Origin of the sequence: Paenibacillus chibensis, from assembly GCF_004001045.1 — a bacterium.
GTDB lineage: Bacteria > Bacillota > Bacilli > Paenibacillales > Paenibacillaceae > Paenibacillus_AQ > Paenibacillus_AQ chibensis.
The window spans coordinates 1-24,015 of record NZ_BIMK01000011.1 but is presented as its reverse complement, the minus strand read 5'-3'; the positions used below and the strand labels follow the sequence as shown (position 1 = coordinate 24,015).

24 protein-coding genes and 1 pseudogene are annotated in these 24,015 nt (G+C 45.7%); 7 read left to right on the top strand and 18 right to left on the bottom strand.

The genetic code is table 11. The features are described from left to right. Window positions 1-68 precede the first annotated feature (68 nt). From PCH05_RS10965 to PCH05_RS10940, 7 genes are all read right to left on the bottom strand, one after another. Window positions 69-647 (bottom strand): GNAT family N-acetyltransferase, encoded by a 579-nt coding sequence (locus PCH05_RS10965; protein WP_127602432.1) that lies wholly within the window; start codon window positions 645-647, stop codon window positions 69-71. A 279-nt stretch (window positions 648-926) separates the two neighbouring features. Then, the gene (locus tag PCH05_RS10960) at window positions 927-1,850 is read right to left on the bottom strand and encodes an AraC family transcriptional regulator (protein ID WP_127602431.1); all 924 of its coding nucleotides are present in this window, start codon (window positions 1,848-1,850) and stop codon (window positions 927-929) included. A gap of 162 nt (window positions 1,851-2,012) precedes the next feature. Continuing rightward, window positions 2,013-2,390: a DUF779 domain-containing protein gene (locus PCH05_RS10955; protein WP_127602430.1), complete on the bottom strand. Its 378-nt coding sequence runs from the start codon at window positions 2,388-2,390 to the stop codon at window positions 2,013-2,015. A gap of 15 nt (window positions 2,391-2,405) precedes the next feature. Continuing rightward, window positions 2,406-3,926, bottom strand: a complete 1,521-nt coding sequence (gene adh, locus PCH05_RS10950) for an aldehyde dehydrogenase (protein ID WP_127602429.1) — start codon at window positions 3,924-3,926, stop codon at window positions 2,406-2,408. A gap of 244 nt (window positions 3,927-4,170) precedes the next feature. Then, window positions 4,171-4,314, bottom strand: coding sequence for a hypothetical protein (locus tag PCH05_RS27255; RefSeq protein WP_164766619.1), 144 nt, complete (start codon window positions 4,312-4,314; stop codon window positions 4,171-4,173). A 39-nt stretch (window positions 4,315-4,353) separates the two neighbouring features. Beyond that, window positions 4,354-5,373 (bottom strand): phosphotransferase family protein, encoded by a 1,020-nt coding sequence (locus PCH05_RS10945; protein ID WP_307719530.1) that lies wholly within the window; start codon window positions 5,371-5,373, stop codon window positions 4,354-4,356. Between the two features lie 34 nt (window positions 5,374-5,407). Further along, complete coding sequence (locus tag PCH05_RS10940; RefSeq protein ID WP_127602428.1) at window positions 5,408-6,349, bottom strand: phosphotransferase; 942 nt, start codon at window positions 6,347-6,349, stop codon at window positions 5,408-5,410. Window positions 6,350-6,545: 196 nt separating this feature from the next. Here PCH05_RS10940 and PCH05_RS10935 point away from each other — a divergent pair, with 196 nt between their 5' ends. Next, window positions 6,546-8,189 (top strand): histidine kinase N-terminal 7TM domain-containing diguanylate cyclase, encoded by a 1,644-nt coding sequence (locus PCH05_RS10935; protein WP_246049472.1) that lies wholly within the window; start codon window positions 6,546-6,548, stop codon window positions 8,187-8,189. Window positions 8,190-8,291: 102 nt separating this feature from the next. On the opposite strand, the gene PCH05_RS10930 is transcribed toward PCH05_RS10935, so the two are convergent. Continuing rightward, window positions 8,292-8,708, bottom strand: a complete 417-nt coding sequence (locus tag PCH05_RS10930) for an iron chaperone (RefSeq protein WP_127602426.1) — start codon at window positions 8,706-8,708, stop codon at window positions 8,292-8,294. 169 nt (window positions 8,709-8,877) lie between these two features. Between PCH05_RS10930 and PCH05_RS10925 the strand changes: the two genes are divergently transcribed. Then, window positions 8,878-9,297: a GNAT family N-acetyltransferase gene (locus tag PCH05_RS10925; protein ID WP_127602425.1), complete on the top strand. Its 420-nt coding sequence runs from the start codon at window positions 8,878-8,880 to the stop codon at window positions 9,295-9,297. Window positions 9,298-9,406: 109 nt separating this feature from the next. Here the strand turns inward: PCH05_RS10925 and PCH05_RS10920 are convergent, their stop codons facing one another. Next, window positions 9,407-10,537: a beta-ketoacyl-ACP synthase III gene (locus PCH05_RS10920; protein WP_127602424.1), complete on the bottom strand. Its 1,131-nt coding sequence runs from the start codon at window positions 10,535-10,537 to the stop codon at window positions 9,407-9,409. 274 nt (window positions 10,538-10,811) lie between these two features. Here PCH05_RS10920 and guaD point away from each other — a divergent pair, with 274 nt between their 5' ends. The 3 genes from guaD to PCH05_RS27510 all read left to right on the top strand — a co-directional run bounded on the left by guaD (window position 10,812) and on the right by PCH05_RS27510 (window position 14,295). Continuing rightward, entirely contained in the window at window positions 10,812-12,176 is a 1,365-nt protein-coding gene (gene guaD, locus PCH05_RS10915) for a guanine deaminase (RefSeq protein WP_127602423.1), read from the top strand. A gap of 36 nt (window positions 12,177-12,212) precedes the next feature. Beyond that, the gene (locus PCH05_RS10910) at window positions 12,213-13,568 is read left to right on the top strand and encodes a uracil-xanthine permease family protein (protein WP_127602422.1); all 1,356 of its coding nucleotides are present in this window, start codon (window positions 12,213-12,215) and stop codon (window positions 13,566-13,568) included. A gap of 142 nt (window positions 13,569-13,710) precedes the next feature. After that, on the top strand, window positions 13,711-14,295 hold the full coding sequence (locus PCH05_RS27510; protein WP_127602421.1) for a hypothetical protein: 585 nt from the start codon (window positions 13,711-13,713) through the stop codon (window positions 14,293-14,295). A gap of 92 nt (window positions 14,296-14,387) precedes the next feature. Here the strand turns inward: PCH05_RS27510 and PCH05_RS10900 are convergent, their stop codons facing one another. Then, window positions 14,388-14,837, bottom strand: a complete 450-nt coding sequence (locus tag PCH05_RS10900) for a VOC family protein (protein ID WP_127602420.1) — start codon at window positions 14,835-14,837, stop codon at window positions 14,388-14,390. 101 nt (window positions 14,838-14,938) lie between these two features. On the opposite strand from PCH05_RS10900, the gene PCH05_RS10895 reads away from it, so the two are divergent. Then, on the top strand, window positions 14,939-15,877 hold the full coding sequence (locus PCH05_RS10895; protein WP_127602419.1) for a helix-turn-helix transcriptional regulator: 939 nt from the start codon (window positions 14,939-14,941) through the stop codon (window positions 15,875-15,877). 45 nt (window positions 15,878-15,922) lie between these two features. Here PCH05_RS10895 and PCH05_RS10890 read toward each other — a convergent pair whose 3' ends face one another. From PCH05_RS10890 to PCH05_RS27505, 3 genes are all read right to left on the bottom strand, one after another. Next, window positions 15,923-16,759, bottom strand: coding sequence for an SDR family NAD(P)-dependent oxidoreductase (locus PCH05_RS10890; RefSeq protein WP_127602418.1), 837 nt, complete (start codon window positions 16,757-16,759; stop codon window positions 15,923-15,925). 195 nt (window positions 16,760-16,954) lie between these two features. Next, window positions 16,955-17,368 carry a cupin domain-containing protein gene (locus tag PCH05_RS10885; protein ID WP_127602417.1) on the bottom strand — a complete coding sequence of 138 codons (414 nt, stop codon included), beginning with the start codon at window positions 17,366-17,368 and terminating at the stop codon, window positions 16,955-16,957. A 68-nt stretch (window positions 17,369-17,436) separates the two neighbouring features. Further along, window positions 17,437-17,592 (bottom strand): hypothetical protein, encoded by a 156-nt coding sequence (locus tag PCH05_RS27505; RefSeq protein ID WP_174806251.1) that lies wholly within the window; start codon window positions 17,590-17,592, stop codon window positions 17,437-17,439. A gap of 213 nt (window positions 17,593-17,805) precedes the next feature. On the opposite strand from PCH05_RS27505, the gene PCH05_RS10875 reads away from it, so the two are divergent. Beyond that, a complete protein-coding gene (locus PCH05_RS10875; RefSeq protein ID WP_127602523.1) occupies window positions 17,806-18,351 on the top strand; it encodes a TetR/AcrR family transcriptional regulator in 546 nt (181 codons plus the stop codon). Window positions 18,352-18,793: 442 nt separating this feature from the next. Here the strand turns inward: PCH05_RS10875 and PCH05_RS10870 are convergent, their stop codons facing one another. The 5 genes and pseudogenes from PCH05_RS10870 to PCH05_RS10850 all read right to left on the bottom strand — a co-directional run bounded on the left by PCH05_RS10870 (window position 18,794) and on the right by PCH05_RS10850 (window position 23,697). Next, entirely contained in the window at window positions 18,794-19,363 is a 570-nt protein-coding gene (locus PCH05_RS10870; RefSeq protein WP_127602522.1) for a GNAT family N-acetyltransferase, read from the bottom strand. A gap of 279 nt (window positions 19,364-19,642) precedes the next feature. Beyond that, a pseudogene (locus PCH05_RS27650) lies at window positions 19,643-20,170 on the bottom strand (aminoglycoside phosphotransferase family protein); the annotation flags it as partial. 119 nt (window positions 20,171-20,289) lie between these two features. Continuing rightward, complete coding sequence (locus tag PCH05_RS10860; protein WP_127602416.1) at window positions 20,290-21,210, bottom strand: AraC family transcriptional regulator; 921 nt, start codon at window positions 21,208-21,210, stop codon at window positions 20,290-20,292. A 775-nt stretch (window positions 21,211-21,985) separates the two neighbouring features. Continuing rightward, complete coding sequence (locus PCH05_RS10855; protein ID WP_127602415.1) at window positions 21,986-23,083, bottom strand: hypothetical protein; 1,098 nt, start codon at window positions 23,081-23,083, stop codon at window positions 21,986-21,988. 11 nt (window positions 23,084-23,094) lie between these two features. Next, window positions 23,095-23,697 carry a hypothetical protein gene (locus PCH05_RS10850; RefSeq protein ID WP_127602414.1) on the bottom strand — a complete coding sequence of 201 codons (603 nt, stop codon included), beginning with the start codon at window positions 23,695-23,697 and terminating at the stop codon, window positions 23,095-23,097. Between the last annotated feature and the right edge of the window lie 318 nt (window positions 23,698-24,015).

Sequence of the window (24,015 nt, the reverse complement as noted above, 5' to 3'; positions counted from 1 at the left end):
GCGGAAAGCAGTCCGGAATGCTTCATAATTCGCCGTCGGCTCTCCAATCAGCGGCCGAGTACACTCGGTCATGAAGAGCGGTTCCCATAGTCCGCTTTCAATAATCCGTATATTTCCAGATCGACAATTCCTTTTCCCGACCAGACTGCCGCTTGCCTTAAAAGTCCTTCTTTCACAAAACCGTTCTTCAGCAGCACCTTTTTGGAGGCTTCATTGCTTGGCATCACCTCCGCTTGAATCCGGTTGACATGGACTTCCTCCAGCAAAAACGAGATCAAGCGCTTCAGCGCAGCGGTTGCTATTCCTTGCCCATAATGCCGCTCAGCCAAAAAGTAACCCACTGACAGCGATCCGACCTTGGAATTCCAATCAAAAGCCTCGATAATCCCCAGCAATCGATCCGGTTCCTGCACGGCAAATATGCCCCATTTCATCCTTGTCCTTTTCAGATAATCGCGCTCGAAGTGACCGATCATGTTCTGGACCGTATTCTTGTTGTGCTTAGGTATGATGCCGCAGTAGGTAAAGACGTTGTCGTTGTCATAAATTTCAAAGACCTCGTCCACGTGGAGGAGCTCGATCTTTTTCAGGAGAATGACTTCCGATTTCAATACTGGAAACGATCCAAAAGCCGCTTCGATATTCATGCTATCACCGTCCCATGTTTTCTTGTGAACTATATAGCCAGCTAATGCCTGCTCTTTTATATAACGATTTTTGCTCATAAGAGAAGCCGCCTTGTTCTGAATAAAGGCTTCCTGCGGTACACTTCCCATTCGGCTGAGCAGCATCCAGCGGACCCACGGTATTCCCTGGAACTGCCGGTTCCAGTGCCAAGAGCTCTTCCAATGCAGGCGTTGACTCCACCCACTCGAAGGGGTGCAGGGGATGCTGCGGCCTTTTTCCCGCGAACGATGTTTTCGGATTCAAACCATCCCTCTTTTCTTCACCGGTACGTATAGATCGACCTTACACTTACCCTCCGGATCCTTAGCGGGATCATTCAGGCACACTTCGAGGCAGGGCCTGTCATCCGCTTCATATCCGCTGTTTGGCAGCCAGATGGCATATACGTTTTGAAATGCGAGAAAGAATTTATCAATCGTATCATAATAGGAATACACGGCATAACAACCGCCGGAAAGCGTCGCGAATCGCACATCTTCATTGCCCTCCTTGACGAAGCCCTCCGGTATAGTGACGCAGGCGTCATAACGGCACGCCAGTTCATCGACTACACGAATATCGTCGAGAGAAATCCCGATATACCGTTCTCTGTCCGGGGTCAAGCCGCGCTCCCCTGCCCACTGACTCAGCTTGTCCCAGGCCTTGTACGTATCCAGATAACTGCCTGTATGCCTGACACATGCGACTTCGACGTCCGACATGGCTTCGATTCGAATCAACTGTTCCCACATCCTCGTGAATAGTGATGATGTACTATTCCTATTGTAATGGGTTGCAGATGCCGATTCTTCCGGATTATTGCTCAGGTCTGCCTGAAAATTGCTCGATTGCCCGATGCTTCTCCGCATTTCTCCAGGCGACATGCCATAATGCTTTTTGAATGCCGCATGAAAGGCGGATATCGAGTCAAAGCCGCAGCGGCTGGATATTTCCAGCATGGTCAGATGGCTTTCGGCCAGAAGCTGCACGGATTTCCGGACGCGCTCCCGGTTCACATAAGCGACGGGCGTCATGCCGACGGTTGCCGAGAAGATGCGGCTGAAATGGTATTTTGAAAAATGGGATATGGCAGCCAATTGGTCCAGGGTCAGCTTCTCGCTGCTGTTCTCCTGAATATACCGGATGACAGAATCGATTCTTTCTTGATATGGAAGATTTGTCACAGGGGATCTCCGTTTCTCATTTCATCAGGTTTACCAGAATTATACATGCAAAATCGAAGCCTGGGGAAGCATCTAATTTAAGATTCGGGACCGCTGTGCCCGGACATATAAAGCTCCTCGAAGGATAATCCCTCAAGGAGCTTGAATGGCGTCTATTCGCGGTTATTTCAAATTCAATTCCTGCAGCTCCTCCTCGCTAAACACGCGGGAACGCGTCAGGAACCTTTTGCCTTCAGGCCCCTCCAGCGAGAACATGCCTCCCCGGCCGGGAACGACGTCGATGATGAGCTGCGTATATTTCCAGTATTCGTACTGGGCTCTGCTCATGTAAAAAGGAGCGCCGCCGATCTCTCCCATCTTCACATCGCTGTCCCCTACGAGAAATTCGCCGAGAGGAAAGCACATGGGGGAGCTGCCGTCGCAGCAGCCGCCGGATTGATGAAACATGACCGGTCCATGCTTGGCCTGAAGAAATCCAATCAACGCAAGCGCTTCCTCCGTTGCGATCACCTTGCGAACACCGCTCTCCTCCGGAATCATCGGAAGCTCCCCATCTCAGAAAAATCCGAGCTTGTTCGGACTGTAGCTGATGAGCAGGTTTTTGGTCTGCTGATAGTGAGAGAGCATCATCAAATGATTCTCGCGCCCGATTCCAGAGGATTTGTATCCGCCGAAAGCGGCATGCGCCGGATAAGCATGATAGCAGTTGGTCCACACACGGCCGGCTTGAATCTGGCGTCCAACCCGGTATGCCGTATTCACGTCCCGTGTCCATACCCCTGCCCCTAAGCCGTAAAGCGTGTCGTTCGCAAGGGCGAGCGCCTCTTCCTGGTCCTTGAAGGTTGTCACCGCGACCACCGGCCCGAAAATTTCCTCCTGGAAAATTCTCATATGATTCTCGCCTTTCAGCACCGTCGGCTGTATGTAATAGCCGTCCGAATAAACTCCGGCTATGGAAGCTCTCCCGCCGCCGATCAGGCATTCGGCGCCTTCCTGTTTGCCGATGTCGATATAGCTGAGGATTTTCTCCATCTGTTCCGTGGACACCTGGGCGCCAATCATGGTCGCCGGATCCAGCGGGTTCCCCTGCTTGATGGCAGCAACGCGCTTTAAAGCACGCTCCATGAACTCATCGTAGATAGATTCCTGAATCAGAGCGCGGGAAGGACATGTGCACACCTCTCCCTGATTGAGTGCGAACAGCGTGAAGCCTTCCAAAGCCTTATCAAAAAAGGCATCGTCCTGGCGCATAATGTCTTCAAAAAAGATGTTCGGCGACTTGCCCCCAAGCTCCAGCGTCACAGGGATCAGATTTTGAGAGGCATACTGCATGATGAGCCGTCCCGTGGTCGTTTCGCCCGTGAACGCCACCTTAGCGACTCTGCTGCTGGACGCAAGCGGCTTGCCTGCTTCCAGACCAAAGCCGTTGACGATATTCACCACGCCCGGAGGGAGCAGATCCTCAATGAGCTCCATCAAGACCAGAATCGAAGCCGGCGTCTGTTCGGCGGGCTTCAACACAACGCAGTTGCCGGCTGCGAGCGCGGGCGCCAGCTTCCAGGTCGCCATCAGCAGCGGGAAATTCCAAGGAATGATCTGTCCCACAACTCCCAGCGGTTCATGGAAATGATAAGCGACCGTATCGTCATCGATTTGGCTGAGCGATCCCTCCTGTGCCCGGATACAGCCGGCAAAATAGCGGAAGTGATCCACCGCAAGCGGCAGATCTGCTGCCATCGTCTCCCGGATCGGCTTGCCGTTATCCCATGTTTCCGCGACAGCCAGCATCTCCAGATTATTCTCGATGCGGTCTGCGATTTTATTGAGGATTACCGACCGTTCTGCCACGGAGGTGCGTCCCCAAGTGTTTTTGGCCTCGTGGGCTGCATCGAGGGCCAGCTCTATATCATCCGCGGTCGAACGCGGCACCTCGCAGAAAGCTTGGTTATTCACCGGCGATATATTTTCAAAATATTGTCCCTGTACGGGAGCAATCCATTTGCCGCCGATATAATTTTCATAACGCTTCTTAAAAGTCACTTTCGATCCATTCTGTCCTGGTTCCGCATATACCATGTACGAACAGCCTCCTCTAACTTAAGATTCATGTCATGTCATCTCATCAGTCAAGGTTCATTGGAAGAAACTAAAACGATCATAAGTAAGCGCATACAAAATGATTGATAGAAGCTCTTTCGCTTAATGCATATATGCTTTTGTAGAGCGCGCCTGCATCGGTCCTCCTTTCCCAGGCGGTTATTCCATCATACGAGATTCGTAGAGTGGCTCCAATAGGTTGTTGGAACTATTTTACATATATCTATTTATTTAGTATTCGGATCGCATCCAAAATATGTGTTTTGAGCTGCTGCTTCTCCGATTCGTAATACGAGACTCTACTCTTTTGATAGCTGCCATCCAGGTCATAGTAATCTTCCAGGATGTACATCTTAATCTTTTCCAAGCAGGCGTTTGGATTTACATTTGTTGCATGGGGTTCAGCTCATGGATAGAATAGCTGCGTGGCAGCTTCCGTAAAGGGCGACGCCCAATCTGTAAAGGTAAGTTGCGGATCCCACGTGACGCTGTTCGTTGCTTTCGCACATCCCCAATCCAATACCCGCTGATGCAGCATATGGACTCTGAAGCGGTCTAGAAAGCCTTCCCGATCATCCGATCCGTTATAGTACGCGCGGATCAAATGCTGGGCCAGCTCTTGCTCTCCCTGTTCCAGATACATGGCAACCATCCGCGGCAAATCGGCGATACCGTCGCCAAAATAACCCGTCGTAAAGTCGAAAATGCCGCTCAAGCGCCAGCCGTCCGGGGTTCGCTTCATCAGGATGTTATCTGTTTTATAATCGCCCATCACGAAGCATGGTGTTTGCAGCTGCCGGAATGCAGTCGCCGAGGCTTGAAGCACTTGTTCTACCCAAATGGCATCCGCTTCCGTGATTTCGGAGTACTTCGCAGCATCCTTCAGCCAGTAGCGTATTCTCTCATAGAGCCAGGCCGGATATCCTCCTGCAAAAGGGCGAATATCTCCCGGTTCATCAGGAGCGAATTCGCCAAACACGGTCGTTTTCCAGCTGTGCAGCTGCAGCAGCCCTTCCGCATACCGTTCAGCGATTTGTTTCTTCTCATCTGTCTCAAGTTCGGCCTCCGTGCCTGAAAGATGCATTCCCGGCAGCCGAGGCATGACAGCATAACGAAAAGCCAAAATATGTTGAGTTTCATCGACTTCATAAGGATCAGGCACGGGCAGTTCGGTCCTGCAGCGCAGATTATGCACGAAATACTGCTCTTCAATGAACTGCGTATCAAACAGCGGCTTCCCTTTGAGCACATATTCGCCCGTGGAAGAATGGATTATGAGGGTCTGCTTACCGACGCCATGAAGCGGATTTTCGCAGGATATCAGGGTTCCGAGACCATACCGGTCCAGAACCGCCTGCAATTGTCGGTCCGTGACCTCTCCGATTGGGTTGGAAAAAAAGTAGATCGTTGTGGACAGAAGAATCACCCGCCATTACTTGGAATACTTTCTGTTTCGGCCTCTAATCCATCATTTCCTGCCCCGAGTCTTCATCGATAAGCGCCCGGAAGATCACCGCTTTGGCTTCCTTCGCTGTGCTTTCATCGTTATCGCTTATGGACTGTATAAGAATCAGCATCGGTATATAGACCGCGATCATCCGTGCCAATATTTTTGTTTCTTCATCTACTGCCCCGTATTCTTGGAAAAAGGCAGCCCGCGCTTGCGGGGGAACAAAGCTGTAAGCGATGTTCAAATCACAGCCCGGATGACCGATATTCATGTCTCCCCAATCTATGATTCCGGATATGCCGCCTGTCCCGTCTACGAGCATGTTTTTGAAATGCAAATCTCCGTGCATGAATACTTCTCTCGGGCTTGCCTGGTCCAGCGTAATCTGCCTTAAATAGCTTTCGATTACACGCACTTCATCCGCTGTCAAATGAACTTTGAGCTCGCCTAAGAAACCCAGCATCCTTTCTTTTCGGGAAGCGATGTCGATCAGGTTACGGTGATCCTGCTGAGCGCCTTGCGCTCGAGCGACTGCAACCGGAAATGCATGCAGGCCTTTTAAAAATCGCGCAAGGGAACTGGCAGATCGGAGGCGCTGCTCATCCGTCAATCCGATGGGAAACGTTCCTTCCAAATACGTATATCCTAAAAAAGGCGAAGGGAAGTCTTCGGAGGCTTGCCCGAAAAAAAGCGGCTTGGAGTATGGAATGTCGATGTACTCCTCAAGCTGTGGCAGGATTCTCCCTTCCATCTCAAGCAAATTCACGGCTATTTTTCTGCGCGGAAAACGAAAGGTGAATTCATTTCCGACCGCATAGACGGTATTATCCCAGCCATACCCCAGTAAACGGAGCGGCTTTCCAGCCAGCTGTGGAAATTGGCCGAATATTAATCTGCCCGCCAATTCTTTCGAAACTTCCCAATCCGCATCCCATATATTCGCTTTTCCCATCTCTTTACTCCTTATTTATCCATTTAATTTCTTTACAATAGTTACTATCATAGAGTATGTTTTCATATAGATATATTGATCGTGATTAAATTGATCGTTAAAAATTAGAAACATCATTTTCCATTCGTTCATGGTAGAATAAGTAGATTATATTTTACATAAGAGGTGTACATTGGGTGCTATGGCATGGATCGACTTGAGTGTATGTATCCTTCTGTTTGTTTTATTGGTTTACGTATTTGCCTCCGTTACGATTACGAACCTGCACAAAGCTTATATGGCCTTTCATTCCGCCATGATGCTATGGCCTTTCAGCCAGTTTGCGATCAAGATGACGAAGGATCCCATTCTTCAATTATTATACGTAAAACTCGCTTTTGTGGACATGGCTTTTCTGGCGGTGGGATGGCTGTACTTCACGCTGCTGCTCACGAATCAATCCAAGCCGCCGAAACGGATCGTATCACTGACGATCCCGATCCCAGCCTTGCTCGGAGCGCTGCTTACCATATGGAATCCCCATGAATGGTTTGTGCAGCCTGTCCTAGGCGGGTATTCTGAGCGAATCTACGGACCGCTTTTCTGGATTACAGCCCCGGTTTTAATCGGATACGGATTTGTTTCGCTGTATCTGATTTATAAGACGCTGGTTTCCAACCATTCGGCCCGATTCAAAAAGCAGGTACAGCAGGTGCTCCGAGGAATCGTGGTCGTGCTTTCATTCATTGCGGCAGATATCTGGTTTAATGTGCTTTTTCCGATTTCCAATACCGTTATTCCGGGACTGACGTCGCTGGGTATTTTATGTTCGGCCTTATTCTTTATCATCGCCATTCACCGGGACAAGGTGTTTGATATCGTAACCATCGCCCACCAGGATATCATTAATACGATCACGCTCGGCATCGTGGTCCTGGACGACGAAGAGATCATTGTTGAAACCAACCAGTCCTTGCCTGCGGAAATCGAACTCCGCATCGGGGATCGATTCGATATCACGGCTATCCTTCCCAAGGAGGGTCCGGCCGACAGCATCGGGCTGTTCATCCGGAATTATCGGGAAAGCCCGCTAAAGACCACTGAGCTCGACGTTCTTTACACGAAAGCCGAAGAGCGCTACGTTCATCTCCATGTCTCACCGATCCTGGTCGGCGGCAATCGGGTCGGGCGGATCATTTCGTTTCAGGATATGACCGAGCTGCGTCTTCTGATTGATGAGACCACTTTGCAGAACGAAATCCTGCATGAGCAGAATCAATCCTTGATCGCCATGCAGCAGGAGCTGTATCTGACGAATGAGAAATTGAGGCGAATGGCGATCACAGACGGTTTAACCGGATGCTACAACCGGGAATATCTGACCCAGCATTTGGAGCATGAAGTCATTAAAAAGAATGAATCGCGCAATCCTTTTTCGATCCTGTTGCTGGATATCGATTTTTTCAAATTGATCAATGATAATTATGGACATATGGTTGGTGATGAGGTCATTTGCAGCACGGTGAACGCGATTAAGCAGAAGCTCCGGCCTCAAGATGTGCTGGCCCGCTTTGGGGGCGAGGAATTCATCGTATATTTGCCGGAAACCTCCTCCGAGGAAGCAGATCTTCTCGCGGAGCAAATAAGATTCGCCGTCGAAAGCAATCACATCTGCATTCCGCATGACAACCAGACCCTGTCCATCACGGTGAGCATCGGGGTATTGTCAATACATGAGCAGCCGCATGATGAGGTCACGAATGCCAAAGCCATGATCAATGACCTGTTTCAAGCCGTTGACCAAGTGTTATACCAAGCCAAACGAGAGGGTCGCAACCGGATGGTCGGCGCGGTCCGCTAAAGTTTCATACATCATGTGCAAAAATGCATACCTACATAATTATTTCATTATGGATTGAGCATCGTTTTACAGGAAAAATAGACAGGCCGAACCGCTGAAGCATTAAAGGGTCGTCGGCTTGTCTTTTTGTTGCTTCATCTTCTTCTTTTTATTTTCGGCTTTCTCAAGATTACGCTCGGCCCTGAATGCAACGATGCGGCGTATCAGCTCAACCGGAAGCGGCTGATCGTACGGGAACTGAATGGTCCCTTTTGACGTATGGTATGCCTTGATTTCCTCCCGAAATTCCTCAACACCGCCCGATGCAGGATAAAAACCGATATGGTGTTTAAAAGCGGCAAAATGCACGAGATTACCGTGAAGCTCAAACGTCGGCATCTGGTAGCTGATCTTTTCCTTCGCCTTCGGCGCCGATTCTTGAATCACCCGTCTCAGCGTTTGGAGGATATCCCGCACGTCAAGCGGAAACGCAGCGATATACTCGTCGATCGATCCGTAAACTGTTTTCTTGTCGTTCATGGGTTCAGCTCCCTTGTTGATTCATCTGGACACGCCGGGAATGTTGACGTGCTTATCGAAAGTGTTTTATGCTTTGCACTTCGCATGGTGTGATTACATTGATTACATTATACATCAGGAAAGTGACAAAACCATTTGCGTCAGAGAACGAAAGGAGCGCTGCAAACTTATGGAACTGTATATCTCCAGGACCTCCGATACCGAGGACAAAAATTACGTCGTCAACCAAATGATCCAGTTTAACTTGATGCATTTCCCGGATGAATTCAAAGGCAGATACCAGGAGGTACAGCTGTATTTAAAAGATGCCGCGGGCCAAATTTTCGGGGGAATCACCGGCGAAATATGCTGGAACTGGATGGAGATTGAGTATTTGTTCGTGGATGAACGGCTGCGAAAAAGCGGATATGGAACCAAGCTTGTATCCGAGGCGGAAAGCATCGCCAAAGCGGCACAATGCGATTTTATCAAGCTCGATACCTTAAGCTTTCAAGCACTGGATTTCTATCAAAAGCAAGGATTTGTCGTCTATGGGACGATTGAGAATGCCGGAGGCTTTACGCACTATTATTTAAAAAAGGATCTTTAGCAGCGAAAAAAAGGCACAAGCGTCTTGTGCCTTTGGATTAATTATTCGAAACTAGGCTAATCGAGTTCCAGTCCCTTTTTCAAAAGCATCGAGCCCTTGCTTTCTCTATTTATTCAGCCCTTGGTCCCACCACGGTCAAGAGCATCGTAGACGCTTGGAATCTACCGCTTTCAGGAACGACGCACACCACTTGCTGGCCCTCGGCAAGATGTCCTTCGTTAAAGATCTCCTCCAGCATGATATAGATGGAAGCCGCCGCCGTATTGCCTTTGGTGTACAGGTTGGTAAACCATTTTTCATCCGGGATGACCACTCCCGCTTCGGCAAGCAGCCGGAATATCTCTTCCTTGAAAAAATGCGAGGAGTAGTGGCAAACCATCCAATCAATCTCCTCAGGGTTCAGCCGTCCTTCCTTCACGAGCTCCAAAAACCGATCCGTCCCCACCTTGGTGATTTCATTGACCAATCTGACATCCTGCTTCATATTGAGCGCTCCGTGATCCGCAGCCTCATGAATCGAAGGGTAGTCCAGCCAGGAGCGATAACCGTCCTCTTTGCTGAGTCCCGAATACATGCACACATCGTATTGATTCGCATACGACTTGTTATCAATCCACTCGATCCGCAGTGAGAGCCCCGTTGAGGAAGGCTTGTTCTGCAAAATCGCCGCACCCGATCCGTCCGACAGCATAAAACGCAAGAAATCGGTATCGAAGGGAACGCGGCTCGTCATGCCTTGGGCTTCGAATTTGGTATGTTTGAATTCACGGCTCAAAAACTCGCTGGCGCAGGCGATAGCAGCTTCGTGCTCACCGGATTTGATATGTACAAAAGCATTTTTGAGCGCTTGCATGCCGCTTGCGCATAATCCGGAATGCGAAGCGATCTCCATGACGGGTAAACCCGCTTCCGCATGTACCATGCTGGCAAAGCCAGGCAGAAGCACATCGCCTCGAGTCGTTCCCGTCGCCAGGAAACCGATGTCATCGGCGGTGATGTTGCCATGTCGTTCAAAAGCATCGCCAATCGCACGGGAGGCCATTTCCGCGTTGGAGTACAAGCTCCTTTGCTCTTGATCCATCGCATAGTAACGATACTTGATTTGATTCTTTTCCAGAATGATCCGCTTCGTTTTGGAAGACTTCCCTCCAATTTTGCCGAGATAGTCCTCGATTTCATCATTGCTTACCGGAGCGCCGGGCAGAAACTTGCCTATACTCGTGATATAAACCGGATTCATAGAGCACCTCGCAATATATTGTATATTTGTTAATTATTATCTATCATTCGACAATTGTAAAGTATTGGAATTAGATAGATTATGACGTTTTTATTACATTATATTCCATCGATTTCATCAATTTTAATTTTATGCGAATGCTCCCCGCCTTCCATATTCATAGCCCCTTTGAAATGCTATTTTGTATTTATTCGTCTTTTCAGTATGGACTTGTCTATCTTTACGAATTATAATTACAAATACATCTTAAAAGACGAACATTAAGGCGGGTAAAATGAAAAATTATAAGCAAATATTCCGAGGCACTGCATTCACCAGCAAATCCCCCAAAGAAATTCAAATCCTGAAGGATCATCTCTTTTGTATCCATTCGGACGGGACGATTGAAAAAATCGTGGCACCGGATGAACCTGACTATCCACTTCTGCTAGATGCGTATCAGGACAAAAACCATTTCCATTCATTAGCGGAAGGGCAATACCTCCTGCCTGGTTTTATCGACTTGCATGTGCACGCACCTCAATGGGCGCAATCAGGGACGGCACTCGACATTCCGCTCTATGACTGGTTAAATACGTATACCTTTCCTCTGGAATCCAAATTCGCGGATCTGGATTTTGCAAAAGCCATCTACGATGAAGTGGTAAGCACATTGCTTGCGAACGGGACAACCACGGCACTCTATTTTGCGACGGTGCATAAAGAAGCCAGTCTCCTGCTGGCCGAAATATGTGCCCATAAAGGTCAACGCGGACTCGTGGGAAAAGTCGTCATGGATGATCCGCAGCAGAATCCTGATTTCTATCGAGACGCGGATACCCCTACCGCACTGGCGGATACGGAGGAATTCATTCTAGCCGTCAAAGAATTGGCCAAAACGACGAAGCAAGGAGTATATCCGGTCGTGACCCCGAGGTTCATTCCAAGCTGCACGGATGAGGCCTTAAAAGGCTTGGGCGAGCTGGCTGACAAATATGATACGTATGTTCAATCGCACTGCAGCGAAAGCGATTGGGCGCATGGCTATGTCAAAGACCGGTTCGATAAAAACGACGCCTTTGCCTTGCATGACTTTGGCCTGCTCCGTGACAAATCGGTCATGGCGCATTGCAACTTCCTGGATGACCCCGATGCGGAGCTATTCGCTGAAACCGGAACCGCGGTTGCCCATTGCCCGATTTCCAACGCATACTTTGCCAACAGCGTCATTCCGATCGCCCATTTCCATGCAAAAGGCGTCGAGATTGGACTCGGCTCGGATATTTCCGGGGGCTTCTCGCCCAGTCTGTTCGATAACATCAGACAAGCGGTCATTTCGTCGCGCATGCTCGAGGATGGAGTGAACACCTCCCTGCCTGCCCAAGAACGCGGCGTACCTGGATCACGTATCACGGTTCATGAAGCGTTCTATCTCGCGACGGCCGGCGGGGGTGAGAGCTTAAGCCTTCCGATCGGGCGTATCGAGGAAAAATTCGCGTGGGATGTGCAGATTATCGATACGAAGCTGCCATCCGCCAAATTGCCGATTTTTGATGACAAGGAAGCGTTAGAGGATGTGTTCCAAAAAATACTGTATCTCGTACGTCCGGAAAACATTCGCGAAGTATGGGTGCAGGGCGAAAGAGTGCATTCGCGTTAGAATTGAAAAAATAAACCATCAGAGGTGTCCATCCGAGTGATTACGCAAGCAGACAAGCAGGAACTTCCATTGCAATCCGAACCACAGCAATTAACGGTTTTACCCGATGAAAAGGTATCGGCCGCCAAGTCCATCCTTCTCGGCTTACAGCATGTACTGGCTATGGACGTTTATGTCGTGCCTTTCCTGATCGCCATGTTGATCGGTTTGCAATCGGGCCAGTCCAGCGCTTTGATTCAATCGACGTTTATCGCAGCCGGTCTGGCAACGATCGTACAAACGTATTTTTGCATGAAGCTGCCGATCGCCCAAGGTCCTTCCTATGTACCGCTGGGTGCCATTGTGAGCATTTATGCCGCTAGCGGCGGCGGGCAGCTAGGCTGGAATTCCGTGCTTGGCGCAAGCCTGATTGGCGCGGTGCTGGTCATTATTTTGGGCTTTACCGGCTTTTTCAACAAAATCGTCAAATCCTTGATTCCGCCGATTGTCGGAGGTACGATTATCTTCATTGTCGGACTGTCATTATTGCCTGTTGCCATACGGGACAACATCTACGGCGCCGCTGACGCGACGATGAATCAAAACGTACTCTTAGCCCTGATCTCGGGCGCTGTGCTTATCCTGTTCGTCATTCTCGGTTCGCTCATCCCGCGCAAAGGATCCATCTTTCGGATTATGTCCGTCATGATCGCGCTCGTTGCCGGCTGCATTGCGGCCAATTTCATGGGCGTCCTGGATTTCTCGGCCGTATCCAAGGCCAGATGGTTCAGCATGCCTCAGATGCCGTTTGCCGATTTCGGCTTTTCGTTCAACTTTTCGGCAATCGTCACCATGATCATTATTTATCTCGTCCTGCTGGCAGAAACCACAGGCACATGGTTCGCCGTCAGTAACGTGATCGATAAACCATTAAGCGAGAAGAACATTAACCGCGGTGTCATCGGTGAAGGCATCAGCTGTCTGATCGCTGCCGTACTCGGTTCGACGCCAGTAACCGGATATTCGACGAATGCAGGCATCATTTCCATCACTGGCATTGCGAGCCGCCGTGTTTTTCTGGCCGTCGGCGGATGGTTTGTCCTCTTCGGATGCTCAGGCAAACTGGCGGCACTGATTTCTTCCATTCCTACCGCGGTCATCGGCGGCGTATTCACCATCGTGTGCGGCATTATCGCGATTAACGGCATTCAGGTCATGAAAAACGAGAAAATCGGTGAAAAAGAAATGTACGTCGTTGCCGTGCCGATGATTCTGACCCTGGCGCTGGTGCTCATTCCGAAGGATTTCTTGTATTCCCTGCCTACGTTCGTGCAGTATTTGCTCGGTTCGCCGATTCTGGCCGCTTCGCTGGCAGCGATTCTATTGAATAAGCTATTGCCGCGCCGGAGATAATGGAATCCAGGATTCCTGCTCCGTAATAGAAGAGGCTGTCTCCATTATGGAGGCAGCCTCTTGTTGGTATGGTCTTTTCCATTTCACTTGCCCCCATTCTATATGTGAACGAGGGGGACTTTAAGGAGGATTTTGGAAAACCTTGCCGAAATTTGAATACAGCTATTCTAACAATTTATCGACAAAAAGGAGCCGCATATCCATGCAAAAAACGCCAAGACCTGCAACACCGTATACCAATAGAACCGGGACTGGCCAAGCTGCGAGAACAGCCGGCAGTCAATCCCGGTCACCCGTTCCCCAAAGCAGCCAGCATAGAACGGGTCAATCCGGGAAAACGGAACCTCGTCCGAATAATTCAGGAAATCAGATGGTCGCATGTCGTAAATGCAGATCACAACAAATCGTCGCCAACAAAAGAGGCTACAGCTTTTCGAAGATGTTCAAAACTTTCGCAACGATGTTTTTGCTCCCACTCGTGCTTATTGTAATCGGCATATTCGGCTCTTATCTGCTCTTCGCTAACGTGAAGCTTGGCAGCAGTACTGGAAGCGGCACAGCTGGTGGCGGTATGGATGGTTTCATTGCGATCGTTGCCATTATCTGCTGGATATCCATGAGCTTATCCGTGCCGGTAAGCATTTTAGTCGGATTCGTTGGAAGAAATGAAATCGTCAATGGATGCATGAACTGCGGATTTAAATGGAGAGCAGGTAAGCCTAAATAATATCATCGAGTCTTAAACAAGCGTCCTACCGATACATAACGAGTTCTATCGATCACTGATGAATATTTCATTTTCTTCGTTATATGCAAGTTTTATTTCAACCGATCATCATACATCAACTGGATTTGAATGCCGAACGGGTCTTCAATAACGCCGTATGCTTTGCTAAACACATTGCCGGATAAAGGAGCAAGGATTCGAACCCGATCATCTGCGGTCAAGCTCTTGTAAAAACGTTCAATTTCTTCTAGGTCTGCGCTTTGAATACACAGTGAGGTGTTATTTCCAACGGTGTATTTTTCTCCCGTATCCATGTGGCTTTCCGCCAGCATGATTTTGGTTTTGCCGATAGATAGGACAGAATGAGCAATATCATGCTTATTCTGATCCGTAAGCTGCAGCGAACTGTCGCGCTTGGCAATGTCTTCATAGGTAACGAGCAACGATACCTCTGCATTAAAGTGGTTTTGGTAAAAAGCGAGTGCTTCTTTCGCTCTTCCGTTCATGGATAAGAAAATAGCTACTTCCAGCGTTGCGCTCATTGGATCCGTCTCCTTTGGAATTCGGTTATTTGATGTCTGCCTTGAGTTTATTATAGAATAGAAAGGCTTCAAATATTGACACCTTTCCAAGGAGAATGACGGTGAAGAAATCCGAAAGATTGAACGACATGATCAGATACTTGAACGGCAGGGAATTTTTTAATTTACGTGACCTCATGGATAAATACCATATTTCAAAAAGCACGGCTCTGCGCGATATCAGCTCATTGGAGGCATTGGGCATGCCCATTTTTTCGGAGCAAGGCAGACATGGACGATATGGCTTGTTGAAAAACAGGCTGCTATCGCCCATTATTTTTACGATGGATGAAGTGTATGCCCTGTATTTTGCCATGTTGACGCTGGAAGCTTATCAATCCACGCCATTTCATTTAAGCGTGAATCGGCTGCAAGAGAAGTTTGAAAACTGCCTCTCCAAAGAACAAATCAAGCAGATTCGCAACATGAAAAAAGTCCTTCAATTTGAGATGTATCCGCATCATCATGTGAGCCGTTTTTTAGATCAAATTCTCAAGAGCATTCTTCATGAGAGCAGCTGCAGAATTCAATACGCCAAAAATAATCAAGAAAAACGTTACGATGTTCAATTTTTCAAAATTTCCGCCAAATTCGGTCAATGGTATGCTGCTGGAATCGAGTTAACTACGAATAAACACCGCGTTTTCAGATGTGACAGAATTACCTTTTTCGAAGAAAAGGACATGAACTCTCCCTTTTCCGTCGATGAACTTATCAGCCGCTCCTTAGACATTCACCGTTCCGAGAATAGGATTGATTTTGAAGTGGAGATTTCCGAACATGCCCAGGATATTTTCTATAAAGAACATTATCCTTCGATGAAATTAGAGAGCCGCGAGGGGAACGTTATTAAGGGCTTCTATCAACCAGGAGAAGAGGATTTTATCGCAGACTACTTCTTGAAATTTGGCCATCATGTAATTTCAGTGAAACCTGATTCGTTAAAACAAATCATTCAAGATCGAATGGAAAATCTATTAAAACACTATCAAAAGATATAGCTTCCTCCATACATACTCCTATAATATTCGATCCCAAAACTTAACTTATTCGAATGAGAGAGACATCGATAAGTCGCGATATGCATCCATCTGTTTCTGAAGATCATTCACCTTTTGTTCAATTGCAGCAACAGCATCGGCACCGGCAATCCAGCGTTGTGGCGGCTGCTTCTCACTGGCAATGGTCAGAAGAGCCTGGGCAAGCTTGGACGGATCACCAGCTTGTTTACCGTTCATGGATTCCCATGCCGAACGTGTTTCTGCCGTACGTTTCGCGTAGTCACCAATGCTAAGCTCCGCCCAATGGGTCGATTCCGGCTCCAACAATGCTGTACGGAAGAAGCCTGGCTCAACGATCGTGGTGTGAATTCCGAATGGAGCAACGTCCAAATGAAGAGACTCCATCCAGCCCTCAAGACCAAACTTGGAAGCGGAATACGCAACGCAGAAGTCTTGCCCGACGATGCCAGCGAGCGAAGAAATGGAAATAATATGACCGGAACGAGCTTTGCGCATAACTGGAAGAACGGCTCTTGTGACATTCATCGGCCCAATAAGGTTGGTGTCGAGCTGTTTTTGAATTTGCTCCGGAGTCAGCTCTTCAAAGAAACCCGCATAGAAGCTGGCGGCGTTATTGACCAGTACATCGATCGTTCCGAAACGATCTACGCCTGCTTTGACGGCGGCTTGGGACTCCTCAAGATTGGTAATGTCCAGCTTCACCACGAGCAGATTTTCTGCTTTGCCGATCGCGTTCGTTACTTTATCCGTATTCCGACCCGTAGCGATGACCTTATGACCTGCTGCCAAGGCTGCTTTTGCCATATCAACTCCCATACCGCGCCCTGCTCCTGTAATAAACCAAACTTTTTGTTCAAACATAGGGTATTCCTCCAATTTTGTATGTGTAGATGATGTCTCTTATTAAAAATCTCTTGAAGTCGCTGTAAGTTTCCGCGATCCAACAACCGGTTTTGCTGTATATTTCAGCGATAGCCCGCCATCCTGCAATTTTTCGACGTCTTTCAATATGAAATTTACGGGTCAAAATGTCGTCCCCTTTTCGTTTATAAGAGCTTATTTGCCTGCTTGTTCATATACTTCATCGGAAACGGGTTCGAGCCATTCCGGCTTGCCGGCCGTGATCGCAATGTGTTCAAACCAGCTGTCTTTAGCAGCGCCATGCCAATGTTTCACGCCATCGTGAGTGACAATCACATCGCCGGGTGTCAGGAACTGAGCAGGCTGTCCCTCTTCTTGGTACCAGCCTTCGCCTCCTGTGACCAATAACAGTTGAAATCCGTCACGGTGAATATGCCAGTTGTTACGGCATCCCGGTTCAAAGGTTACGTTCCCTACCCCTACATTCACTTTGGGGTCGGCAATCAGGGTGTTAAGATAGCTTTGTCCCACAAAAAATTGTGCGAATGCGTCGTTTTTTACTCCTGCCGGGAAAATCACACCATGTTTCACTTCTTCATGCTTAGCCATGTTTAATTCCTCCAATGAACGGTATGGTTTTGAATAATCTTGATTAAAACATCTTGCTATAGCTTGACTTAATCTTCAGGAATTATTTCGTTCACGCATGCTAACGCATTTAGCGCTCTAGGAAAGCCGAAATCCTGGAACTCCGGGTCCGTAAAATATGAGGCGGGTACATGATCGCCAAACAGCTGTTGGAATTTTTCACGGCTCTTCTCCACACGATCCATATTCTCATCTCCTCTTGATGGTTTCCATTTCCTAATAATCCCGAAGGAAGCAACAATGCGTCAGAAAACATATATTGATGCGATATCGCACATCTGTGTATAATATATAATGTTAAAAGAACGTCTTCAATTATCAAAATACGATGTTTTGTACGTTATGATACAAATGATTAGATATTGTGCGGTTATTCGATAGAAAGATCGGTGAAGCAGATGCCAAAGGTAGATCGAAGAGTACTCAAATCACAAGAAGCCATCAAGAAGGCTTTTATTCAACTTTTGTCCGAAAAAGGCTTTGATCAACTTACGGTTCAAGATATTTCCGATCGGGCCAATGTCGGTCGTAGAACCGTGTATGATCACTATGAGGATAAATATGATTTACTGGATAAGCTCATCAAGGAACATATCGATGAATTGAGGAAGCTTTGCGAATCAGCATCGGAGATGAGTTTTGCCGAGGGGAATCTGATTTGGTTTGAATACTTTGAACGTCATTCTTCATTCTTTTCAACCATGCTTGGCACTAAGGGGACTTCTGCTTTTCGTAATCATTTCCTGAAATTTGTAATCGAGGAATTGGAGCGCGATGTAGATATAACCGAAGGGATAAATCAAGGTTTAAGCAAGGAATTAATTCTTAAATTCTTTGGAGCCGCTGTCGTTGAGATCGTCGAAAACTGGTTCACCCATGGATTATCCGAACCGACTCATGTTGTGGCAGAACAAGTAGGGATCTTGTTGGACAGGAATTTATAAGAGGTCTGAGGGACATCCGCGATAGGAGATCATTCAGAGCTTTCCATCTATTATTTACTTCTTTAGCATTCAAATAAAAACCCAGCCATTCTTCATGGAGAAGATGGCTGGGTTTTTAGGTTTTCGAAAAATACAGGGCGGCATGCTACCATCTCATTTTCTAACCAGCAATAGGACCGACTCCACATGGGATGAGTGCTGACGGTAGATTAAACTAAGATGTGACCGTATTCATCCTTTAAGTCACTGTCCCATTATATCCGATTCGTTACGCAAGGTAAAAATAAATGGAAGGAGAAAAACTCATCCCCTTCCATTCTCACTTACCAACTTGATTTTTTACTGTTTTATTTCCTTACCGAGAAAAGATGTACTAAACAGTACGCCTGATATATTTACCTTATGTTATATGCAAATTAGCAGTAACTATTCATTTTCACGATCATTTTATATAATCTTCTCTTAAAATACTGTATATCTCTATATCGACAATCCCTTTACCTGACCATAATGTTGCTTGTCTTAGCATTCCTTCTTTGATGAAGCCGTTTTTCAATAGTACCTTTTTTGAATTCTCATTTAGAGGCATCACTTCTGCCTGAATTCTGTTTACGTTGACATCCATGAACAAGAAATTGAGTAATATTTTTAGAGCCTCGGTAGCAATTCCTTTTCCCCAATGCGATTCCGTCAAAAAGTAGCCAATCGTCACCACATTTACCTTTTGATTAAAATCAAGAGCCTCAATAATACCAAGCAACCGATCGGGTTGAGAATTGTAGAATATTCCCCATTTAACCCTTAACCTTTTATTATAATCTCTCTCGAAATGCCCTATCATGTTTTTCACAGTATCTTTATTATGTTTGGGTATTATACCGCAGTATTCAAATACTATATCATTGTCATAGATTTCAAAAACTTCGTCTAAATGATGATCTTCAATCTTTTTCAATACGAATTCATCTGACTTTAGGATAGGAAATTGATCAAAAACTGCTTCTAAGTTCATACCGTCACCGCTCCATACTTTCTTTATTATTGGAAAATCTTTGAACTCCAACTCATTAAGGAATCGATTGTTTATGATTAGGTTCTTTACTTTCTCCATTGTATTAGGTCGTTTGAGTACACCACCGTTTCTATTAAGCAATATCCACCTGAGACAAGCCAAAGCTTCAAAAACTTCAAGTTCTTCCTGCTGAATATTATTTTCCAACAGATAACCTGAACGAAACACCTGTGCATGTCCATACGAAATGTATATCTTTTGTAGCGTTAGAGACCATGCAAAATCATATCTGGAATCCCCTAATTGTCCGTTCGTCCAATCTATTACGGTGTATCGGTCATTGTCCTCCAATAAGTTTCCTAAATGAAAATCACCATGAATAATACATTCCTGCTTTATTGGAGTTATTCGAATAAGAGAGGATAACGCATTAAATATGTCATCATGTTCTCTGACCCCAGGAAAAAAGTATTCAATAAAATCGTACTTTGGAAGATGTATGTTTCCAATCTCTTCAACGTGGATTTGATGTATTTTTGATAATATGCTCGCAATTTCAGTCATTTTCTTTTCATTCAGTTTATGAACGGGCGTACCTCCAAAACTTGTTAACAACACCTTATCTCCATTTGGACTTATCCCCCAACCAACTGCCTTAGAGACTGATATTCCTCGTTCGAAAAGAACATTCAATAAATGGAATTGAAAACGAATATCAGGTTTGGAACTCTTATTCCATACCTTCAATACAAAGCTCTCATTATCTGAACTTATTTTCATGACTTCAGCTTCAAATCCATGATTCATTGAATGCGTGGTCAAGGTGGCTTCTTGATTCAATAAATCATTCATAATTTCATTTTTTTCTACCCAATCCACATTACTTATAGGGCTACCCAATAATGATCATCCTTCCATACGATTATTTATATTCTCGTCTTGACAGGTATGTATAAATCGACTTTGCATTTCCCTTCCTTATCCTTAGCAGGATCATTCATACAAAATTCGAGGCATGGTCTATCGTCGGCATCATACTCACTATTCGGCAACCATAAACCGAATACGCTTTGATAGGCGAGAACGAATTTATCAATTGTGTCGTAGTACGGATATAAAGCATACATTCCACCAGAAAGTGTTTTAAATTCCACGTGCGTTTTATGTTGTTCGTGTTTTTCAAATCCACATGGCAAAGTAACACAAGCATCGTAACGACAAGCCAATTCTTCTACAAGATTTCCATCATCCAAGGATATTCCTATAAAATAATGATTTTTCGGAGTAAGTCCTTGTTGGTTAGCCCAGTGTCCCAACTTCTCCCATGCAACATGAGTGTCCAAATAGCTTCCAACATGTCTAACATACGCCACTTCATATTCTTGCAGTTCCTTAATTGTTATCATTTTATCCCAAGCCCTCTTCAAGAGATGATTTCTCCCATCTCTATTGTAATCCACAGGAGGAGATAACTCTTCTTGCTTCTTGCTGAAATGTAAAGAGAAATTGCTATTTTTCTTTATGCTATTTCTAATTTCGCTTGGGGTCTTGCCATAGTGCTTCTTAAAGAGAGCATTGAAGGTTGATACTGATTCGAACCCGCATTGATTTGATATTTCTAATATGGTTTTGTTGGTTTCAGCCAAAAAATATACAGCCTTCTGTAATCGCTCTCGATTTACAAATGCTACTGGGGTCACACCTTCAATCGATGTAAATATTCTTGTAAAATGATATTTTGAAAAACATGAAACGTCCGCCAACATATCGAGGTTGAGTTTTTGATTACTATTTTGCCGAATATATTCAATTACTCTATCAATTCTATCTTTATAGTCTTTATTCATTTTTCGAATTCCCCAATTTTCTATGTAATATTAACTACCAAAATTATACACTTGAAATGTATTACAAGGATACCTTACATGTAGTAAGAAATACATTGTTTATTATACCTATCGGTTTCTGCCTCCCCGACCATCTCGCCTTCTGATGCTTATCTACGCAACCGCTAAGTTGATGCATCAGCATCGGGTTGTTTTTTTAATATGGCGGTTTGAGTTAGGCAAACGGCTCGATGCCCCCCCCTGCTACGCCAAAATGGTTAATTTAAGCGTAGCAAGGGTGAGCTGTGATAGTAATATGACGTATAATCGCCGAGGTATCCGTATCATCAGCCTCGCAAATAGCGACAAGCTCAGCGGAGCCAAGGTCTGGTATCAAACGCTCCGTAATCACCACGATTATTGCTTGCCCCCCTATCCCTTTCGGGAACCAGGACAGTCACATCCTTCAATGAAGAAGGAAATCTTTATAAGTTCGGCTATGGCAGGCTATGCCTTACCGAACTTTCAAGGCAAACACGCCCACCATCAACGGCACTGCCAGGAAGGGTTAGTTCCTCGGTTAAATTTTTAGGCGATCATACCTTCAACGCCGATGCTTTTTATTTTCACATCCGAAATCTCTTAAACGGACTATTTTGTTATTCGATTTTGCAAGTTGGTATGACATTGCTTTTCACTTCCTTTGAAAGATCTCATATCATATACAAGTCGAATCGAGTTGATAACTGACAAATGAAAAAGACCAATCCACCCCTAATGATGGACTTGCCTCGATTCATTTTCTTATTAAATTGGAATGCTTAATGCCCTCCAAATACTGGTTGGTTATATCGTAATGCGTAAATCGGATTTGAATTAGCTCCTGTTCAATGGAACTAACACTCCAATCTGCTAAGATACGAGACAATCTTGAACCCCTTATTTCTTTTGTAAAGAAATGACTTACTACTGCTTCTGCTTCTGCTTCCGATTCCAATATTCTACACGCAACTTCGTCTATACCGACAATCCCTACTCCCAGTGAAAAATCGTTAAAATAACGTCCGAACATATGAAAGGCACATGCAATTTGAGTTACCATTCGGTAAATAGCCTGCTTGTTATAAACATCAAACAGCAATAAAGTAATTAACGGTTTATTTTGGACGATCTTTACTTGAGCGATATACACATGTGCATTTATCAAACTGTCTATTGAATAAGAGTCCAGTTTTGTAAGCTTCGGAGACATGGATAGTTGATCTTTACATTCCGATGGCGAAGCACCTCCCACTAAACCCATTAAACGTTTTTGCTTAATGTCCGTTAACCGATTGATTTCATAATTGATCTCGTCAGAGTTCAAGTAGGGATGAAGTGTTGGACAATCAAGGATATTATGCAAGAACACAACGCCCCGATTTTTTGATTCCAGAATGTTACTATGATCTTTATTAATAAATTCGATGACTGTCTCAACGGTGATATTGGGGCATTTTTGTTGTATTCGAGGGATTAACTTATTCAAGATGTAACAATTTTTGAATATTGAGACGAGAATACGTTCATTTGTATATGATTTCGGGACTGCCGCTACACTTTGACTGCTTCCTTTACCCTCAATGAATCGGATTCCGAATTTCTTTAATGTGAGCATATGGAGCTGTGTCTTTTTCCCATAAGCAGTAAATGGTTCTCTGCGTATAATCTCGGCTTCAGCTAATTCCTTAATTTGTCCGTAAAAGACTGAATAACTTTGAGCTAAGCCAAGAATTCGGGCGTATCGGAATAGCTGTTTCATGAGGATTACCTTGTTGCCAAAATGATAGATAATAAACAAATACTCATGATACCGCTCACTTACTCGTTGTTTCTTTTCGTTTATATTGCTCATTTTTTCACCTCCTACGCTTTGGATGTTTCGTATCCATAATTCATTAATTTCACAAGTGTTTCTTTTGCCTGTATTTCTTCTTGACCGTATGTGTTCGTGACCACTTCGAAAGCAATTTCTGTTCCGTTTTCATCGACATATACGGCATCTGGCATCGATATTAACCCTTTGTTATGCATATCCTCATAAATCCTTGCTTCCTCTTCTTTTCCCTGATTCCTCAGTTCATCTAATCGTTCCAGAAACTTATCACGAATTTGACTTTCCGTAACCCACTGATCACGAGATTCCAATGGGATGCTAAAATACTTGTCTGCAATCACAGTATCATGCAACGGATTTTGTGCATGGTACTGCTTATCTAATCCCCAAAGCTGATATGCTAAAGTTCGTCCAGATTTAGTGAGTTTGTAACATTCCTTGATCTCACCAGTTTGCTTGTAAAACACCTTCTCGAAATGACCATCTCGCATTAAATTTTTGATTCTGGAATCTGCTAATCCACATTGAAGTAAATGCTCGTATCTAACATGTCCAGTACGAAATAATGCGGTGAATGCATTACGGTCACGCTCAAAATATTGCGTAATGTAAGGCTTGTTTCTTCTCGGCATGACAGTTACCTCCTTTGATAGTTGATGGGGTTTATTTGGGCTTTTGTGCGTCTCGAATGAGACGCTTGCCCAGAATGGGCAACTGCTTTCCCAAGGGGCGAGCGAGTCGCAATTCGTTTCATAGTGAATCCCGAAGGGTGAACGGTCGCCGCAGGCGAATGCAACGAATTGATGGAGATTCCTACTGAACCGTTACTCCCGTAGGGAGAAGGTGAAGTTGGAAGTCTCCCGACGAGCGAAGCCCCTCATCCCGCTTTCTGCATTATAGATTTCCCACAAGGCTATATAACTGAGATGAAGGTAAATAGCAAAAAAAGG

Excerpts from the sequence above, each read along its gene's own strand:
- PCH05_RS10900 (WP_127602420.1), bottom strand. The coding sequence starts at position 14,837 with ATGAGCGCAACGCTGGAAGTAGCTATTTTCTTATCCATGAACGGAAGA.
- PCH05_RS10920 (WP_127602424.1), bottom strand. The coding sequence starts at position 10,537 with ATGAATCCGGTTTATATCACGAGTATAGGCAAGTTTCTGCCCGGCGCT.
- PCH05_RS10875 (WP_127602523.1), top strand. The coding sequence starts at position 17,806 with ATGCCAAAGGTAGATCGAAGAGTACTCAAATCACAAGAAGCCATCAAG.
- PCH05_RS10965 (WP_127602432.1), bottom strand. The coding sequence starts at position 647 with ATGAATATCGAAGCGGCTTTTGGATCGTTTCCAGTATTGAAATCGGAA.
- PCH05_RS10870 (WP_127602522.1), bottom strand. The coding sequence starts at position 19,363 with ATGAACTTAGAAGCAGTTTTTGATCAATTTCCTATCCTAAAGTCAGAT.
- PCH05_RS10850 (WP_127602414.1), bottom strand. The coding sequence starts at position 23,697 with ATGCCGAGAAGAAACAAGCCTTACATTACGCAATATTTTGAGCGTGAC.
- guaD (WP_127602423.1), top strand. The coding sequence starts at position 10,812 with ATGAAAAATTATAAGCAAATATTCCGAGGCACTGCATTCACCAGCAAA.
- PCH05_RS10940 (WP_127602428.1), bottom strand. The coding sequence starts at position 6,349 with ATGGGAAAAGCGAATATATGGGATGCGGATTGGGAAGTTTCGAAAGAA.
- PCH05_RS10890 (WP_127602418.1), bottom strand. The coding sequence starts at position 16,759 with ATGTTTGAACAAAAAGTTTGGTTTATTACAGGAGCAGGGCGCGGTATG.
- PCH05_RS10955 (WP_127602430.1), bottom strand. The coding sequence starts at position 2,390 with ATGATTCCGGAGGAGAGCGGTGTTCGCAAGGTGATCGCAACGGAGGAA.
- PCH05_RS10860 (WP_127602416.1), bottom strand. The coding sequence starts at position 21,210 with ATGAATAAAGACTATAAAGATAGAATTGATAGAGTAATTGAATATATT.
- PCH05_RS10925 (WP_127602425.1), top strand. The coding sequence starts at position 8,878 with ATGGAACTGTATATCTCCAGGACCTCCGATACCGAGGACAAAAATTAC.
- adh (WP_127602429.1), bottom strand. The coding sequence starts at position 3,926 with ATGGTATATGCGGAACCAGGACAGAATGGATCGAAAGTGACTTTTAAG.
- PCH05_RS10885 (WP_127602417.1), bottom strand. The coding sequence starts at position 17,368 with ATGGCTAAGCATGAAGAAGTGAAACATGGTGTGATTTTCCCGGCAGGA.
- PCH05_RS10930 (WP_127602426.1), bottom strand. The coding sequence starts at position 8,708 with ATGAACGACAAGAAAACAGTTTACGGATCGATCGACGAGTATATCGCT.
- PCH05_RS10855 (WP_127602415.1), bottom strand. The coding sequence starts at position 23,083 with ATGAGCAATATAAACGAAAAGAAACAACGAGTAAGTGAGCGGTATCAT.
- PCH05_RS27505 (WP_174806251.1), bottom strand. The coding sequence starts at position 17,592 with ATGGATCGTGTGGAGAAGAGCCGTGAAAAATTCCAACAGCTGTTTGGC.